Annotated in this window: 16 protein-coding genes; 8 read left to right on the top strand and 8 right to left on the bottom strand. The window is 44.2% G+C overall.

What is annotated here, in order from left to right; genetic code table 11:
• Window positions 1–219 precede the first annotated feature (219 nt).
• From ACEPPX_RS03510 to ACEPPX_RS03485, 6 genes are all read left to right on the top strand, one after another.
• A complete protein-coding gene (locus ACEPPX_RS03510; RefSeq protein WP_416622957.1) occupies window positions 220–1,758 on the top strand; it encodes an AmpG family muropeptide MFS transporter in 1,539 nt (512 codons plus the stop codon).
• A gap of 95 nt (window positions 1,759–1,853) precedes the next feature.
• On the top strand, window positions 1,854–2,819 hold the full coding sequence (locus tag ACEPPX_RS03505; RefSeq protein WP_416622956.1) for a PhoH family protein: 966 nt from the start codon (window positions 1,854–1,856) through the stop codon (window positions 2,817–2,819).
• 13 nt (window positions 2,820–2,832) lie between these two features.
• Window positions 2,833–3,195 carry a DUF1304 domain-containing protein gene (locus ACEPPX_RS03500; protein WP_416622955.1) on the top strand — a complete coding sequence of 121 codons (363 nt, stop codon included), beginning with the start codon at window positions 2,833–2,835 and terminating at the stop codon, window positions 3,193–3,195.
• 110 nt (window positions 3,196–3,305) lie between these two features.
• Window positions 3,306–3,890 carry a DUF4126 domain-containing protein gene (locus tag ACEPPX_RS03495; protein WP_416622954.1) on the top strand — a complete coding sequence of 195 codons (585 nt, stop codon included), beginning with the start codon at window positions 3,306–3,308 and terminating at the stop codon, window positions 3,888–3,890.
• A gap of 45 nt (window positions 3,891–3,935) precedes the next feature.
• Entirely contained in the window at window positions 3,936–4,451 is a 516-nt protein-coding gene (ybeY, locus tag ACEPPX_RS03490) for an rRNA maturation RNase YbeY (RefSeq protein WP_416622953.1), read from the top strand.
• Between the two features lie 2 nt (window positions 4,452–4,453).
• Window positions 4,454–5,281: an HlyC/CorC family transporter gene (locus ACEPPX_RS03485; RefSeq protein WP_416622952.1), complete on the top strand. Its 828-nt coding sequence runs from the start codon at window positions 4,454–4,456 to the stop codon at window positions 5,279–5,281.
• A gap of 71 nt (window positions 5,282–5,352) precedes the next feature.
• On the opposite strand, the gene ACEPPX_RS03480 is transcribed toward ACEPPX_RS03485, so the two are convergent.
• The 7 genes from ACEPPX_RS03480 to ACEPPX_RS03450 form a co-directional block, all read right to left on the bottom strand.
• Window positions 5,353–6,837, bottom strand: a complete 1,485-nt coding sequence (locus ACEPPX_RS03480) for an aldehyde dehydrogenase family protein (protein WP_047761413.1) — start codon at window positions 6,835–6,837, stop codon at window positions 5,353–5,355.
• 232 nt (window positions 6,838–7,069) lie between these two features.
• Complete coding sequence (bioD, locus tag ACEPPX_RS03475; protein ID WP_416622951.1) at window positions 7,070–7,732, bottom strand: dethiobiotin synthase; 663 nt, start codon at window positions 7,730–7,732, stop codon at window positions 7,070–7,072.
• Between the two features lie 108 nt (window positions 7,733–7,840).
• Complete coding sequence (locus ACEPPX_RS03470) at window positions 7,841–9,202, bottom strand: alanine/glycine:cation symporter family protein (RefSeq protein ID WP_416622950.1); 1,362 nt, start codon at window positions 9,200–9,202, stop codon at window positions 7,841–7,843.
• Window positions 9,203–9,535: 333 nt separating this feature from the next.
• Entirely contained in the window at window positions 9,536–9,913 is a 378-nt protein-coding gene (gene apaG / locus ACEPPX_RS03465; protein WP_416622949.1) for a Co2+/Mg2+ efflux protein ApaG, read from the bottom strand.
• Window positions 9,914–9,930: 17 nt separating this feature from the next.
• Window positions 9,931–10,419, bottom strand: coding sequence for a phosphatidylglycerophosphatase A (locus ACEPPX_RS03460; protein WP_416622948.1), 489 nt, complete (start codon window positions 10,417–10,419; stop codon window positions 9,931–9,933).
• A complete protein-coding gene (thiL, locus tag ACEPPX_RS03455; protein ID WP_416622947.1) occupies window positions 10,412–11,371 on the bottom strand; it encodes a thiamine-phosphate kinase in 960 nt (319 codons plus the stop codon). Before thiL ends, ACEPPX_RS03460 begins: the two co-directional genes overlap by 8 nt.
• A 414-nt stretch (window positions 11,372–11,785) precedes the next feature.
• Window positions 11,786–12,526 (bottom strand): OmpA family protein, encoded by a 741-nt coding sequence (locus tag ACEPPX_RS03450; protein WP_047761418.1) that lies wholly within the window; start codon window positions 12,524–12,526, stop codon window positions 11,786–11,788.
• A gap of 462 nt (window positions 12,527–12,988) precedes the next feature.
• Between ACEPPX_RS03450 and ACEPPX_RS03445 the strand changes: the two genes are divergently transcribed.
• Entirely contained in the window at window positions 12,989–13,939 is a 951-nt protein-coding gene (locus tag ACEPPX_RS03445; protein WP_416622946.1) for a CysB family HTH-type transcriptional regulator, read from the top strand.
• A gap of 171 nt (window positions 13,940–14,110) precedes the next feature.
• Here the strand turns inward: ACEPPX_RS03445 and fnr are convergent, their stop codons facing one another.
• Entirely contained in the window at window positions 14,111–14,845 is a 735-nt protein-coding gene (gene fnr / locus ACEPPX_RS03440) for a fumarate/nitrate reduction transcriptional regulator Fnr (protein WP_047761420.1), read from the bottom strand.
• A gap of 169 nt (window positions 14,846–15,014) precedes the next feature.
• Between fnr and hemN the strand changes: the two genes are divergently transcribed.
• Window positions 15,015–16,421, top strand: coding sequence for an oxygen-independent coproporphyrinogen III oxidase (gene hemN / locus ACEPPX_RS03435; RefSeq protein ID WP_416622945.1), 1,407 nt, complete (start codon window positions 15,015–15,017; stop codon window positions 16,419–16,421).
• Window positions 16,422–16,599 lie beyond the last annotated feature (178 nt).

Here is a 16,599-nt window from a genome sequence, read left to right as displayed (position 1 = left end):
ATATAACGTAATTATAGATACTTTATCTTTTTATTCAACAATAAAACATCCGACATATGCATTATGATTGCCAACAAGGAAAATAAAGCCTTACAGGTCGGCCATCTCATGCCGAAATATCAAAAATCTTTTCAGACGGCCTGTCGGCTTATTGCTACAATAGAAAGTTATTTTGATTATTTTTAAAGCCGTCTGAAAACAAGGCTCCGGATTATACGCATGACTTCAAACCCTTCCTCGAATAAAAGCTGGCTGACTGCCGCGGCTGCCTATACTGACCGCCGTGCAGTAACTTTGTTTTTTCTCGGTTTCTCTGCCGGCATCCCGATTCTGCTGATTTTTTCCAGCCTGTCTCTTTGGTTGAGAGAGGCCGGAGTGGACCGTAGTACGGTAACCATGTTCAGCTGGGCGGCTTTGGCATATTCTTTCAAGTTTGTGTGGGCTCCGCTGATTGATTCTTTACCACTACCGCTTCTGACCAAATTATTAGGGCGGCGTCGCGGTTGGCTGCTGGCTTCTCAGTGTGCGATTGTCGCAGCGATTTGCTGTATGGCTTTAGTAAACCCTGTCAATGAAACGGCACTAATTTATATGGCTGCTGCTGCCGTATTGCTCGGCTTTTCATCTGCTACCCAAGATATTGTGATTGACGCTTACCGTATCGAAGCCTCGGCAGACAATGTCGCCATGCAGTCGGTAACGGCGGCTACTTATAATGCGGGTTACCGCCTCGGCATGGTTGTCGCCGGCGCAGGAGCTTTATTTTTAGCGGCAAAATTAGGCTCTCACGAAAAAGCTTATGTTTATGAAGCTTGGCAGCAAACTTATTTCATTATGGCAGCCGTGATGGGGGTGGGTATTTTCACTACATTGCTCACACGGGAGCCGGAAAGTTCGCAAAAGATTACGCCTGCCCGCCCTGCGGGCGAGAATCTACGCTTGATGCTATTGTTTACCGTATCGATTGCTGCTTTTGTGGCCGTATTTTCTACAATCGGCAGTGTATTACCTTCTTCAGACGGCATTTTCACCAGTTTTTTGCTTGAAGCGGTACGCCTATTATTATCTACGGCTGCGGCAGTAGCGGTGGGAACAACCATTGTGAAAAGCGGTTTGGTTCCGAAGTCGCTGGCTGTTGCAACTTGGATAGAACCTGTGGCCGACTTTTTCCGCCGCTATGGTTCTTCGGCATTATGGTTGCTGGCCTTAATCGGGATATACCGTATTTCGGATATTGTGGCCGGCGTGATTTCCAATGTGTTTTATCAAGACATGGGATTTAGCAAAGAAGAAATCGCTGCTGCGGTAAAAACATTCGGTGTATTGATGGCTATCGGCGGTGGCTTTTTGGGTGGTTTGCTCTCACAAAAATTTTCATTAATGAAAATGATGATGCTGGGAGCCATATTGGCTGCTGCAACCAATCTGTTGTTTATCGCATTGGCCTATCGCGGACATGATGTCGCCTTTATGTATCTGGCCGTCGGTTTCGATAACTTAGCGGCTGGCTTGGCCGGTGCGGTTTTTATCGCTTTTTTGTCAGCCCTTACCAATATCCGCTTTACCGCCGTGCAATATGCCATTTTCAGTTCTTTAATGACATTACTGCCCAAAACACTGGGCGGATATTCGGGCGCAATGGTTGATAAAATAGGCTATCCGGGCTTTTTTATGTTTACAGCTCTAATCGGTCTGCCGGTATTGCTGTTGGTTTATGTGGTAGACAAAAAAATTTACCGCAACCAATCTCAGCACTAACTGTAATATCTACATACTACTATTGATTTTTAATATGCCCGGCCACACTAAGTGGTAATCTATCCCAATCAATATAGGAAAGTTCGACCTCTACTATGAGCCATACCGTTCATTTGAAATTCGATGATATCGACAATACTGTTTTACAGCGTCTCTGCGGCCCTCTCGACAGCCATCTTCAAACATTAGGCAAGGCTTTGGATATCCAAATCAGCCGACGCTTCAGTGATTTCACCTTTCTGGGCGAACTGGCTCATGCGGGAAGAGAAGCCCTTTTGGCTCTGGCTGATGTCGCTGAAAAAGGCGAATTGAGCGAAAATGATATCCGTCTGGCTGCGGTAGAAGCCAAAACGCGTGATTCCGATTTCGAACCGAAAAAATACGACCATCAATATTACTTCCGTACCAAACGCGGCAGCATCGGAGGCCGTACGCCACGCCAAAACGGATACATCCGTGCTCTGCTGAATCATGATGTTGTTTTCGGCCTTGGCCCCGCAGGCACGGGGAAAACCTATCTGGCCGTAGCCGCTGCCGTGGATGCGATGGAAAAACACCAAGTCGAACGGATTGTTTTGGTGCGCCCTGCCGTAGAGGCCGGAGAAAAACTGGGATTCCTCCCCGGCGATTTGGCACAAAAAGTCGATCCCTATCTGCGGCCGCTTTACGATGCCCTTTACGATCTGATGGGATTTGACCGTGTTACCAAGCTGATGGAAAAAGGGTTGATTGAAATCGCCCCGTTAGCTTATATGCGCGGACGTACTCTCAATGGTGCTTATGTGATTCTAGACGAAGCGCAAAACACCACGCCCGAGCAAATGAAAATGTTTCTTACCCGCATCGGTTTCGGTGCCAAAGCCGTAATTACAGGCGACCTCAGCCAAATCGATTTGCCTAAGCATATCAAATCCGGCTTAAAAGATGCCAAAGAGAAACTGTATGATGTTGAAGGATTATATTTCCATACATTCACCAGTGAAGATGTTGTGCGTCATCCGTTGGTACAGAAAATTGTCGAAGCTTACGATGCTGCCGATGAAGCAGAACAAGCCGTCTGAAAAGGAATAAAATATGGAGGTTTTGCTGCAGATATTGGTTTTACTCGTTGCCGTAGAACATCTGCTGATCATGTGGCTTGAGATGAGCCTGCCTTCTCGCCGTGCCGAGCGTGCTTTCGGCATCAGCTTGGAAAAACAAAAGCAGCGCGAAATCCGTACACTATTCGCTAATCAAGGACTCTACAACGGATTTTTGGCGGCTGGACTTATATGGAGCCTGCTCGCTCCGCCCGAACTGGCACGGCCACTACAGCTCTTCTTTCTCGGTTGTGTATTGATTGCCGCCATATTCGGTGCATTAACGTCGAGTAAAAAAATCCTGCTTGTACAAGGCTTGCCTGCCCTTTCGGCCATCTTGGTTTGGCTACTCCAATGAAAACCATAGTGCAACATCTAAATCAATACTGCTGAAAAATCAGGCAAATATATTATGTAATTTTCCCGGCTTTCAGTATGATTTGAATATTATTCCGATAGAAAAATGTCATGACTTTCACTACCATTATCAGTATCGCCCTCGGCATAGGTTTGGCCGCAAGTTCCGGCTTTCGCGTATTCCTCCCTCTATTTGCTCTAAGCCTTTCCGCCTATTTCGGCCTATGGCCGGTTAATGAAAACTGGCAATGGTTAGCCTCCACCCCAGCACTGATTATTTTAGGCGTAGCTACCATTGCGGAAATAGCCGCCTACCTCATTCCCTTTATCGACAATCTACTTGATACTTTAGCCGTTCCTCTCGCCGGTCTGGCCGGTACGGCCGTGATGGCTTCCACTACTGCCGATCTGAGTCCTGCCGTTACTTGGACTCTTGCCATTATTGCAGGAGGCGGGGCCGCAGCCGCAATTAAAGGTACGGCTGCGACGGGGCGGGCGGCAAGCACCGTTACCACCGGCGGCATTGCCAACCCTATCGTATCGGTAGCTGAAACCGGTACCGCACTATTTCTCACTATACTCAGCTTGTTTTTGCCGTTTCTAGCCGTTGCACTCAGCTTATTGATTGTATTTTGGGCATGGCGAAAATACCGCAATTACCAACGGGGCAAACAACCTGCTCTTCCTAACGTATAACCCACACCGTTAAATAAAAAAATAGAAATAAGCCGTCTGAAAATCATGAAAACAGCCAAGCGTTACCCTTTTTTAGCCTTACAACAGCAACGTCTGCAACTACACTTTGCCAACCATTCCAGTATTACCAACATTCCAAGCGAACGCAGCTTCTACCGATGGATCTGGCAAGCATTGAAAAACGAGTACAGACAAGCCGAAATCAGCCTGATTTTTCTTGATGAAGAAGAGGCGCGCGCCTACAACCGAGACTATCGCGGGAAAGACTATGCAACCAATATCCTTAGCTTTGCGCTGAACGAAGGCGAGCAACTGTTCGGACAGCACGAAAGCAGCCTCCAAGGTGACTTAGTTATCTGCCCGCAAGTGGTATTAAAAGAAGCCGCCGAACAAAACAAAACACCTGAGCAACATTTTGCCCACCTTGCACTACACGGTACGCTACATCTAATGGGATACGACCATATCGAAGATGAAGAAGCCGAAATCATGGAGGGGCTTGAAATCCGACTCATGAATCAGTTAGCATACCCTAACCCTTACGCACAAGATGGAATTTGAATATGGACGACAGCCCGTCGAAGCCCAATTTTTTTGAACGCTTGATTAGCCGCCTTTCAGGCGATGCACCTGAAACCTCAGCCGAAGTACTGGATATTCTTCGCCAGGCGCACGCACAATCGGTTTTCGATACTGATACGCTCCTAAGGTTGGAAAAAGTTCTGGATTTTACAGGCTTAGAAGTGCGTGACGCCATGATTACGCGCAGCCAAATGGACGTAATTAAGGCGGAAGACAGTATCGAGCGAATCATCGCCTATGCTGTAGAAACCGCCCATTCCCGCTTCCCTGTTATCGGTGAAGATAAAGATGAAATCCTCGGTATCCTACATGCCAAAGACCTACTCAAATATACCCTTAACCAAGAGCAGTTCAATTTACAGGCTATTTTACGCCCGGCCGTATTTGTACCTGAAAGTAAGTCATTGAATTTACTTCTGAAAGAATTTCGTGAACAACGCAACCACATGGCTCTCGTAGTAGACGAATATGGCGGCACTTCAGGTTTGGTAACCTTTGAAGATGTAATCGAACAAATTATCGGTGATATCGAAGATGAGTTTGACGAAGATGATAGCGCCGATAATATTTTCCCGGTATCGGCCGAACGCTGGCGTATCAATGCCGTTACCGAAATCGAAGATATCAATGAATACTTCGGCACCCAATACAGTAACGAAGAGGTAGATACCATAGGCGGCTTGGTTATCCAAGAGCTCGGCCACTTGCCCGTGCGCGGTGAGAAAGTTGCAATCGGCAATTTGCAATTTACAGTGGCCCGAGCCGACAAACGCCGGCTTCACACCTTAATGGCTACCCGTATCAAATAAAGTTTACCTTTATTATAAAAATGCCGTCTGAAACTTTTCAGACGGCATTTGATTTTCAAGCAAATGAATATTTAATACATACCTTCGCGCTCTTCACGCATGCTGATATAAATATTTTTCACTTGGGTATACGCAGCCAACATCATTTTATGGTTTTCACGCCCGATACCCGAAGTTTTATAGCCGCCAAACGGTGCGCCCGCAGGCAAACGGTTATAGCAATTCACCCACATACGGCCGGTTTGAACCGCTTTTGCCACCCGCAACGCACGGTTGATATTCAACGACCATACTGCTCCGCCCAAACCATATTCACTGTCGTTGGCCAAGGCAATCACTTCTTCTTCGGTTTTGAATTTAATCACGGTTGCCACCGGTCCGAAAATTTCTTCTTGAGCAATACGATTATCATTACTGTCGGCGGCAATCAAAGTCGGTTCGACAAACGCACCTTGCCCTAAAGCACCATCTTCGATTTTCTTGCCACCGGTAATGATACGCGCGCCTTCTTGCTCGCCGATTTTCACATATTTCAAAATCGTTTCCAGTTGACCGACACTCACTTGCGCCCCCATTTGGGTATCATCTTCCCAAGGCAGGCCAACTTTCACTTTTTTAAATTCTTCTGCCAAAGCGGCAACAAATTTATCGTAAATGCCTTCCTGTACGAAAATACGCGACCCCGCACAGCATACTTGCCCTTGGTTAAACAAAATACCTTTTTGGGCACCTTCCAGAGCTTTGTCAAAAGGCATATCGTCAAAGAAAATATTTGCTGACTTACCGCCTAGCTCCAAAGTTGCGGGAATCAGCATTTCAGCAGCGGCGATACCGATATGCCGGCCAATTTCGGTAGAACCGGTAAATGCCAGCTTATTAAATCCGGGGTGATGCAGCATATATTCGCCCGACTTAGAGCCTTTGCCGGTGATGATGTTCAATACGCCTTTGGGCAACAGGTGATTAATTTTTTGGGCAAAAGACAACAAGCTCAGTGAGGTGCTCGAAGAAGGATGAATCACAATGGTACAGCCGGCCGCCAATGCGGGGGCAATTTTCCAAGCCGCCATCAAGAAGGGGAAGTTCCACGGAATAATTTGGCCGACAACACCGATAGGCTCACGCAATACAATGGAAATATCTTCGCTACCGATTTCGTTAACACTACCTTCTTCGGCCAAGATGACTCCTGCAAAATAGCGGAAATGTTCGGCAGCCAAAGGAATATCCGCTGCACGGGTCTCACGAATCGGCTTACCGTTATCCAAAGTTTCCTGTAAAGCAAATTCTTCCGCATGCTCTTCAATCACATCAGCAATTTTGTTCAAAATCGCACTGCGTTCGTAAACCGTAGTATGCCGCCAGCTCTTTAAAGCTTCTTGGGCAGCTGCCACTGCCGCGTCAACATCTTCATTACTGGCATCGATAAAAGTTGCCAAAGGCTCATTATTGGCAGGGTTATACGAAGTCAGCGTCTCTCCTTTGCTGCCGTTCGTCCACTCGCCGTTAATCAGCAAACCGTATGCTTTGTCGAATACGTTCAAATCTTTTGCCACGATACTACTCCTTCCATTCTGTTGATGAACCCGTGCTTAAGGCCGGTAGTACTTCTATATTTGACACTTTGATAAAACAAGGGAAAATCCGCTTACCAACGTTCAAAACCGCTGCGGCTATCCAACCGTTGAAATATACGGTGTAATTTCAGTCTAGACCGAATCGCTTTGCTTTTCAAGCATTACAAGTGTTGCTTAATTACATACAAACATTTGATTTATGAAATATTATTTACCACCAAGGCTGTAAATTGCAGGCTATGTCTTGTACCCGGCCATCTATGCGGTAAGGTACGACACCTAATAAAGGTGCGGCAATTTTACTTTGTAAAGTTTTTATATAGTCTGCCAACCGGTGCGGCTGCTCATTAATGCAATTGCCCACCCACCCGACCAATGGTAAACCTGAGCGGCAAACAGACTCTGCCGTCAATAGTGCATGATTGATGCACCCGAGCTTCATACCTACCACTAAGATCACTGGCAACTGCTCGCAAACCACCCAGTCAGAAAAATCCGCCTGCATACTTAAAGGCGTATGCCAACCGCCTGCGCCCTCTACCAACACCATGTCGGCCTGCTCTTTTAGGCTGTATAGTCCAGAGCTGATACGCTGCATATCGATTTCTACTCCACTATCTGCCGCTGCCAAATGTGGCGCAGTTGCTTCGGCAAATGTATAAATATTGTGCCGGCTATAGTCGAACAACGGATATGATGCCCGCTGCAAGGCCAAAACATCCGTATTCAATCCGTTTTTTTCCACACCTGAAGCAATCGGTTTATAACCAACGGCCTTTAACCCACTGTTCCGAGCCAAATACAACATTGCTTCTGTACAAAAAGTTTTACCCACCTCGGTATCTGTACCGGTAACAAAATAAGCTGAGTTCATGTTCAGACGGCCTTTTCAAAATTAATACTTCATTTTTAGTATATCGTCGCCACAATGTCAAAACGGCCTGAGACATAACTCAGGCCGTCTGAAATTTATAAAATATTGTTACTGCAATTGCCCGCTTGCCCGCTTGGCTTTGAAATCCTTGGTTTCATTTACAATAACTTTAGAGAGCAAGAGTAAGGCAACCAAGTTGGGAATCGCCATCAAACCATTGAACGTATCAGCTGCCGACCATACCAAATCAAGGCTGACAACTGTTCCCAACATAACCGATGCTACATAAATTACCCGGTAAATGCCGATGAAGCCGTCTCCAAAAACATAAGCCGCACATTTCTCGCCATAGTAACACCAGCCGAGAATGGTAGAATATGCAAAGAAAATCAAGCCGATCGTAACAATCCAACCACCCGGACCGGGTAGCATATTGTTAAAAGTATGGGTAGTCAAAGCCGCACCGGTTTGATCAGCCGGGCTAAAGCTGCCCATTTGCCCCATAACCAATACGATACCGGTAATCGAACATACAATGATAGTATCCAAAAAAGTACCCGTCATTGATACTAAAGCTTGGCGGACAGGGTGGTCGGTTTTAGCAGCTGCTGCAGCAATTGGTGCCGAGCCCATACCTGCTTCATTGGAGAATACACCGCGGGCCACACCGTAACGAATCGCCGCACCGGCCATACCGCCAGCGGCGGCGCTAAAATTAAATGCTTCGGTTAAAATCTTTTCAATTGCCGGAACCAGCATATCCGCATGCAGGAAAATAATCAGCAATCCGCCCAATACATAGAAAATAGCCATAAACGGTACAATTACCGAAGCCACTTTGGCAATACTTTTAATACCACCCAAAATCACGATAGCAGTTAATGCCGTCAGAAAGATGCCACTGATCCACGGTTCAATGTGAAAGCTGCTTTGGATAGATTGGGCGACTGAGTTCGATTGAACCGAGCTACCAATACCAAATGAAGCAATCGTACCGAATAAAGCAAACAGCAGGGCCATCCACTTCATATTCAAACCACGCTCTATGTAATACATCGGACCACCGGACATTTCACCTTTTCGGTTAACTGTACGGTATTTAACTGCCAGCACACCTTCGCCATATTTTGTAGCCATACCAAAGATAGCTGTAATCCACATCCAAAATACTGCCCCCGGCCCTCCTAATACAACAGCCGTAGCCACACCTGCGATATTACCTGTACCGATAGTCGCCGAAAGCGCAGTCATCAATGCACCAAAATGCGAAACGTCACCTTCATGGTCGCTGCCGTCCGCTTTCTTTTTGTGCGGCATAAAAGCTTGCTTCAACGCATATCCGAGCATGCTGAATTGCAAACCTTTCAGCATAGCGGTCAGCAATACGCCCGTACCTACCAGCAAAACCAGCATGGCAGGTCCCCATACCCAGCCTCCTAAAGTATCAAAAAATTCTTTTAATGCTTCCATATGCTCCTCAATATTTCTTGATAAATTGTCGACAATAACACCTCAATAAGGTAGCATTTCACCATACCAAGTTAAGAAATACAAGCTTAAGTTAAGGAAACAATACAACTTATGATAAAACATTCACTACTAAACGATTTTTACAGCCACCCCAAAGCAGCCAGTATCTATTCATATGGATATTAATACCCTATCTATTTCTGCTACCCTGAAATATGGAATACCATAGTTTTTTCACACCAAAACAAAACCATTCTATAAATTAAAAAAGCCGTCTGAAACCTAACCTTTACTCGGTTTTTTCAGACGGCTTTTAATAGCTAATCAAATGATTTAATGCAAAATAAATTCTGCTTTTAAATCAAATTTCGGAATGGGGACAGAAAAATAATCACCTTTATCATCTTCAAATTCATAATAACCCTGCATACTTCCCCAAGGTGTTCTCAGATGGGCACCACTACTATATTCAAAAGTATCGCCCGGATAGAGTACGGGCTGCTCTCCTACAACACCGACACCAGAAACCTTTTCAACATCCCCGTGCGCATCAGTTATTTCCCAATAGCGCTTACGTAAGGTAACCACCCCTTCCCCAAAATTTTGAATGACAATATGATAGCTGAAAACATATTTATCATTCATCACACTACTATGATCAGCCATATAATCAGGTGTTACATTAATTTGTATTGCATGACTATCCCGCATTTATTCACCCCGCAGCTTTAAAACCATATTTGCGCCACATTCAACACCAACAAAGTCAATAAAGCAGCAATAAAATCATCCAACATAATACCGAGGCCGCCATGCACGCGGGCATCAAACCATTTAATCGGCCATGGCTTGAGCGCATCGAATACTCTGAACAAAATAAATGCTGCCAGCCACCATCCCCAATAAAAAGGAATGAATGCCAGTACCAGCATCATACCGACGATTTCATCCCAAACAATACCGCCATAATCCTGTATCCCCAGCTCGGCTTCAGTCTGTCGGCATATATAAATTCCCCAAACAAATAATATGGCGCAAAATATTGCCATCCACCAACCCGAAACACCTATAAGGTGAAGTAAGAAAGCCATTGGCAATGCAGGTAATGTACCAAACGTACCCGGTGCAACCGGAGCCAAACCGCTACCAAAACCAAAGCCCAACAAACAAATTGGCCTAGATTTCAACCATGTGAAAGAAGGTTTAATTTTATCCAAAATGATCAAATCCCAAAGAGTCTAAAACTACTACCTGCCCATTTGCATCAGTTATCAGCAAATTACAACCTTCTGTAATTTTACCGATACATGTTACTTGTGTGTTGCTTTTACGGGCGGCAGCCATGACATCATCCCTTTTATTTTGCGGAGCACAAAATACCAATTCATAATCATCTCCACCAGCCAATATATATTCATATAAAACAGCAGGTAGCACACTATCTTTCAACAAAGAAAAAGTTGGAATTGCATCGGCAAAAATATGCGCCCCTACACCGGAGGCCTTCAAAATATGACCAATATCTTGAGCCAAGCCGTCTGAAACATCTTGTGCTGCACTGGCTACTGATAATAAAGATTGCCCTAAAGCCACTCTAGGTATCGGCCGCAAACGTACTTGTTCGCAAACTTTAAATACTTCAGGCGGTAATACTATTTTTTCCCAATGATGATTTAATGCTGCAGCAGCCAAGCCTAAATGCCCAGATACCCAAATATCGTCACCTACTTTTGCACCGCTACGTTTTAAAGCCTGATTTTGAGGCAACTCTCCAATGATACTAACATTAAAGACATAACTACCTTTGGTTGTATCACCGCCAATCAATGTGATATTAAATTCCTCTGCCAAGTGAAATAGGCTGTTACAGAAAGCACCTAGCCAATTCTCATCCAAAACCGGCAAAGCCGCACTTAAAAGCATCCACCTTGGTTTAGCCCCCATCGCAGCCATATCAGAAATATTAACGGCCAAAATTTTATACGCTAAATCCGCTGGATCTACATCTTCAAAAAAGTGCCTGCCAGCCAACAGCATATCGCTACTAAAACATAAATCAAACCCTGGTCGCGGACGAACAATAGCAGCATCATCACCTATACCCAATAAAACCTCGGGGTTATTTGCTCGCCTGAGTAAATACTGCCGGATAAAATCGAACTCTTTCATCTGCTATGCCGGATTAAATAATAGGTTTTATTATAGCCAAGAAAATAAATCCGCCATAGCCATATACCTTTCGTGGCTAACTAACTGCCAGTTTATATACTATAAAATATACCTCTTACCCTTTGACCAATAATACTAAATATTCCATAAGGATCCATCTCAAAATTTAAATGGGGAAAATATTATTTTCTGTCATATCTTATTTAAAAGCCGAATTTCTTAAAAAATAATATGGGTGCAACAGGATTATATGATGGCATAAATTTTAAGCAAAGAACTCAAAATGAAATATTAATTACTCCGCTTTTATTAAAACCAGCAATTTTATTCACCTCACTACAATTGTAGTTAATTAGGTAATAAAAAAGCCCCGTTAAACGCGGGGCTTTCTGAATCAGGTAAAACCTTTATCAATTACGGACGGGTGTAACCGTGAATTGAAGATGCTGGGCCGGGAATCCAACCTTCTTCAGTAGCGGGACGCTCACCTTCAACTTGACCCGGAGCTACTTGGCGAGTAACCAAGGTACGGATCTTAACGTCTACACGGCGATCAGGCTCGATACAAGCGATCAGAGCAGCACGTTTCTTAGCACGAGAAACTTTAGCACCCAATTTAGCTACTTCAGCTTCACAAGTAGCAGTCATACGTGCTTGAGATTCACCCAAACCAACAGCAGTTACTTTAGTAGAAGCAACACCACGGTTAACCAAGTAGTTGGCTACAACGTTAGCACGACGCTCAGACAGAGCTTGGTTGTAAGCATCAGAACCCATGAAGTCGGTATGGCCTTCAACACGTACGGCTTCTACGTTAGTATTGCTCAAGCGTTGAGCCAATGCATTCAAGGTTTCAGTAGCTTCCGGACGCAGAGTATCGCGGTCAAAACCAAATAATGTTTGTGCAGACAGAGCTACAGTCTCATCAGCATACTCGGGGGCGACATTAACCGGGGTAGCGTCACCACACTCAATACGGCCTTGACTTGCTTTGTCCAAGTAGGTGTTTTGCCAGCATTCACCGTAGCTGTTGCGTACAATAGTTTGCTCGCGGTCAACGGTGTAACCGTGTTTAGTATGCGCTTCGCTAGCCATTGCAGTGCCTGAAGCAACCAGAGCAACGAACAAGGCGCTTAATTTAAGCTGTTTGGTCATTTTATTCCCTCATCAAAAATTGTTATGCAACGGAAACTTAGGTGCTGCCGCTACAAATCACCAATACAGGCCGCTGTATCAATTACAAACGGCGGCAAATCGGATATATCAGGTTTGCACTATAAAAAGGTCAAAGCAAACTGTCAATAGCGCGCTAACTGAAAACAACCGACAAACGGCCTGCTTCCTACCTATCAATCATGCCGAAAAATCAAACCCGTGTCATTTATTTACAACCAAAACACTACCCCTTTCATAGACAAGTTGCGCAAAAGCAACAACAAAACAATATATTGGTATGAATCTATACTTAGTGCAGTTTAATTTAACTTTTAAAAACAATTCACTTCAAAGTACAGAGAGTATACTCCCGCTTACAGATAGAAATATGTTACATTTATCTTAGTATTTGTCGTACAAATCCTACATATTTCCCGCCGACCACTCTATTTATTTATTGCCATGAAATTACAACAATTACGCTATGTTTTGGAAGTTTATAAACATAATTTGAATGTTTCCGAAGCTGCCGAAGCTCTTTTTACTTCACAGCCAGGTATTTCCAAACAAATACGCTTATTAGAGGACGAACTCGGTATCCAAATATTTATCCGCAGTGGGAAACGGGTAGTTTCGGTTTCCCAACCGGGAAAAGCCGTATTGGAGCTGGCAGAAAAAATATTGCATGATGTACAGAATATTAAAAATATCGGAAATGAATTTACAGATCAAAATACGGGTTCTTTAACAATAGCCACTACACATACGCAAGCACGCTATGTACTGCCGCCGATCGTAGCGAAATTTGTCGAACGCTATCCCAAAGTACAGCTCAGTATCCGCCAAGGTAACCCTCACTCAATATCGCAAATGGTTGCGAGCGGAGAGGCGGACTTTGCCATTGCAACCGAGTCCCTTGAGGAACATACCGATTTACGTACACTTCCTTGCTCAGAATGGACCCACGCAGTGATTGTACCTAAAGAGCATGCCCTACTTGACCTACAACGCCCTTTAACTCTCGAAGACCTTTCGACATATCCTCTAATTACTTATGAATTTGCCTTTAATAACGGTAGCAGCATAGCCCGTGCTTTCCAAAAAGCATATATTGAACCGCCTAAGGTTGCTCTTTCTTCCGCAGACACAGATGTTTTAAAAACTTATGTTAACTTGGGACTCGGTATCGGCTTAATGGCGAAAATAGCATTTGATCCCGAGCATGACCACACTCTACGTATGATTCCCGTAGATCATTTGTTCGAACCATCTTCAACTTACATAGCACTGCGTCCTGATACATATTTGCGCGGTTATACTTACGATTTTATTAATATATTTTCTTCCCCGCTAACTCGCCAAAAAATTGACCAAATTCTCTATGCTCCGATAGAAGAAGACTTCTCCATTTAGTTTCAAACAAGCATCAAAACTGATTAATTAATGATATTAGGATACGAAACCTTACAAATATATCAAACAGGCCGTCTGAAAGTTCAGACGGCCTGTTTGATATTTAAGCTATATTTATTTTTGTCAGAAAGCTTTTGGATTTTTACTTGAGCACCACTTTATTTAACCCTGTCAAACCGCATGTTCCGCACCATATACCATTTGCTTGAGTACTTGGGGTTTTAAAATTTGAATATGTTTATGCTCAACCAAAATCCAGCCTTCATGATGAAATTTCGATAAAGTTCTGCTCACTGTTTCTAATTTTAATCCCAGATAACTACCAATTTCCTCACGCGACATCCGCAAAATAAAATCATTGGCCGCAAAACCTCGGGAGTAAAGCCTGCTTGACAAATTTAATAAAAAAGCAGCCAACCGCTCTTCAGCACGCATATTCCCAAGCAATAGCATTACTCCTTGATCACGTACAATTTCACGGCTCATCAAACGGAAAAAATGAGTCTGCAAGCTGGGGATTCTTTGACCTAACATTTCCATATGGGCAAACGGGAGCTCGCATACTTCGCTATCTTCTAATGCGACGGCATCACAACTATGTACATGCGAACAAATACCGTCCATACCGATCAACTCACCCGACATAAAAAAACCGGTTACTTGATCGCGGCCATCTTGGCTGGCTACCGTTGTTTTAAAAAAGCCGGTACGTATAGCAAACAAAGAAGCAAAAGGCTCGCCTGCCCGAAATAAAAACTCGCCTTTTTTCAAGCGGCGGCTTTGTTTGATCACGGCATCAAGCTGCTCAAATTCAGTCGGCATCAACCCCACAGGCAGACACAGTTCACGCAGAGAACAGGTCGAACACAATGCTTTCATTTGATTTTGAGTGGTGTGTGCAGACATAATTTCTTCTAGGCTTTATAGCCTTTAAACCCTTTAAAATTAGAGTGATTGACTCAAATCAAGACATCATCATCTTGGTTGGCACATTCTACCAAACATCCGTAAAATTGCCCAATCCGCTATCACGGCGTCCGATTATTGTAACACACCCTTTTATAAAAGCCGCCACATGAAAACCATACCTATACACACCAGCCAAGAACCGGAGTTTAACCGCGAACTAATTGCCAGCCTACCTGCCAGCGGCCCCCGCTACACCTCTTATCCTACGGCAGACCGCTTCCATAGCGGATTCGGCGAGTCTGATTACCTACAAGCGTTACAGCAGCGCAATACCGGAGCACTCAATAAACCTTTATCCCTATATATACACATACCTTTTTGCAATACCATTTGCTATTACTGCGGTTGTAACAAAATTATCACAAAAGATAAAACACGTGCCGACGCATATATAGAATACCTAGAAAAAGAAATGGCTCTATTGTCCCCGCATCTCAATGGGAAGCTTCCACTGGCACAGCTCCATTTTGGCGGCGGCACACCCACCTTCTTAGACGATGACCAGCTGGAACGTGTTTTCGACATGATACGGCGCCACTTTCAATTACTGCCGAACGGTGAGTATTCAATCGAAATAGACCCAAGGAAGGTCAGCCGGGAAACCGTCTTTCATCTGGGACGCCTCGGTTTCAACCGTATGAGTGTCGGTATTCAGGATTTCGATCCCAAAGTACAACAAGCCGTCAACCGCATCCAAACTGTTGAGGAAACCCGTGAAGTCATCGAAGCAGCGCGCGAAGCAGGATTCAAATCTGTTAGTGTTGATTTAATATATGGTTTGCCATATCAATCGCTTGAAAGCATCAAACCCACTGTCGATACGGTTTTAACACTTGATCCGGACCGACTGGCACTTTACCACTACGCACACCTACCTCATATTTTTAAACCTCAACGCCGTATCGACACTGAGAGCGTACCAGGCAGCGAAGAGAAGCTTGATATACTTCAATACGCCGTACAAACCCTTACTCGGAAAGGTTATACCTTTATCGGTATGGATCATTTTGCCAAACCCGATGACGAATTGGCTATCGCCCTGCGTGAAGGCTGGCTTCAACGCAATTTCCAAGGTTATTCTACCTATGCGGATTGCGACTTAATTGCCATTGGCGTTTCCAGTATCGGTAAAATCGGCAATACTTATGTTCAAAACGAACGTGATATTGATGCCTATTACAACGCTATCGACAATGGTCGTTTACCCGTTATGCGCGGTTACCGCCTCAACCGTGACGACATTCTGCGTCGAAATATTATTCAAGATCTAATGTGCCGATTCTCACTTGATTTTCAAACATATGAAAGTTTGTTCGGTATTCCGTTCAAACAATATTTCTCAGAAGAATTGTCCGATTTACTAAACTTGGCCGAACGCGGCCTAATAATACTCAAACCTCAAGGTTTGACCGTCACGCCCAAAGGCCGCTTTGTGATCCGCAATATCGCCATGGTTTTCGATTATCATCTGCGCTATAAAGAAACAGCTGCAAAATATTCACAGACGGTTTAACCACATAAATAAAAAGGCTGCCTTCATGATGGACAGCCTTTTTATTTATAAATACAGGTTTTCCAATCAACCCACCTAAAAAATATAAATACATAAGAATTAACTTAATAAAAAATAACCACTTAAAAATAAATCAATAATTTTACAAAGATATAAAATATAAGCTAACGGAGAACAG

This window comes from Neisseria sp. S1 (genome assembly GCF_048060015.1).
Taxonomy (GTDB): Bacteria; Pseudomonadota; Gammaproteobacteria; order Burkholderiales; family Neisseriaceae; genus Neisseria; species Neisseria arctica.
The sequence above is the reverse complement of the archived record's forward strand: the minus strand, read 5'-3'. Positions and strand labels throughout refer to the sequence as shown.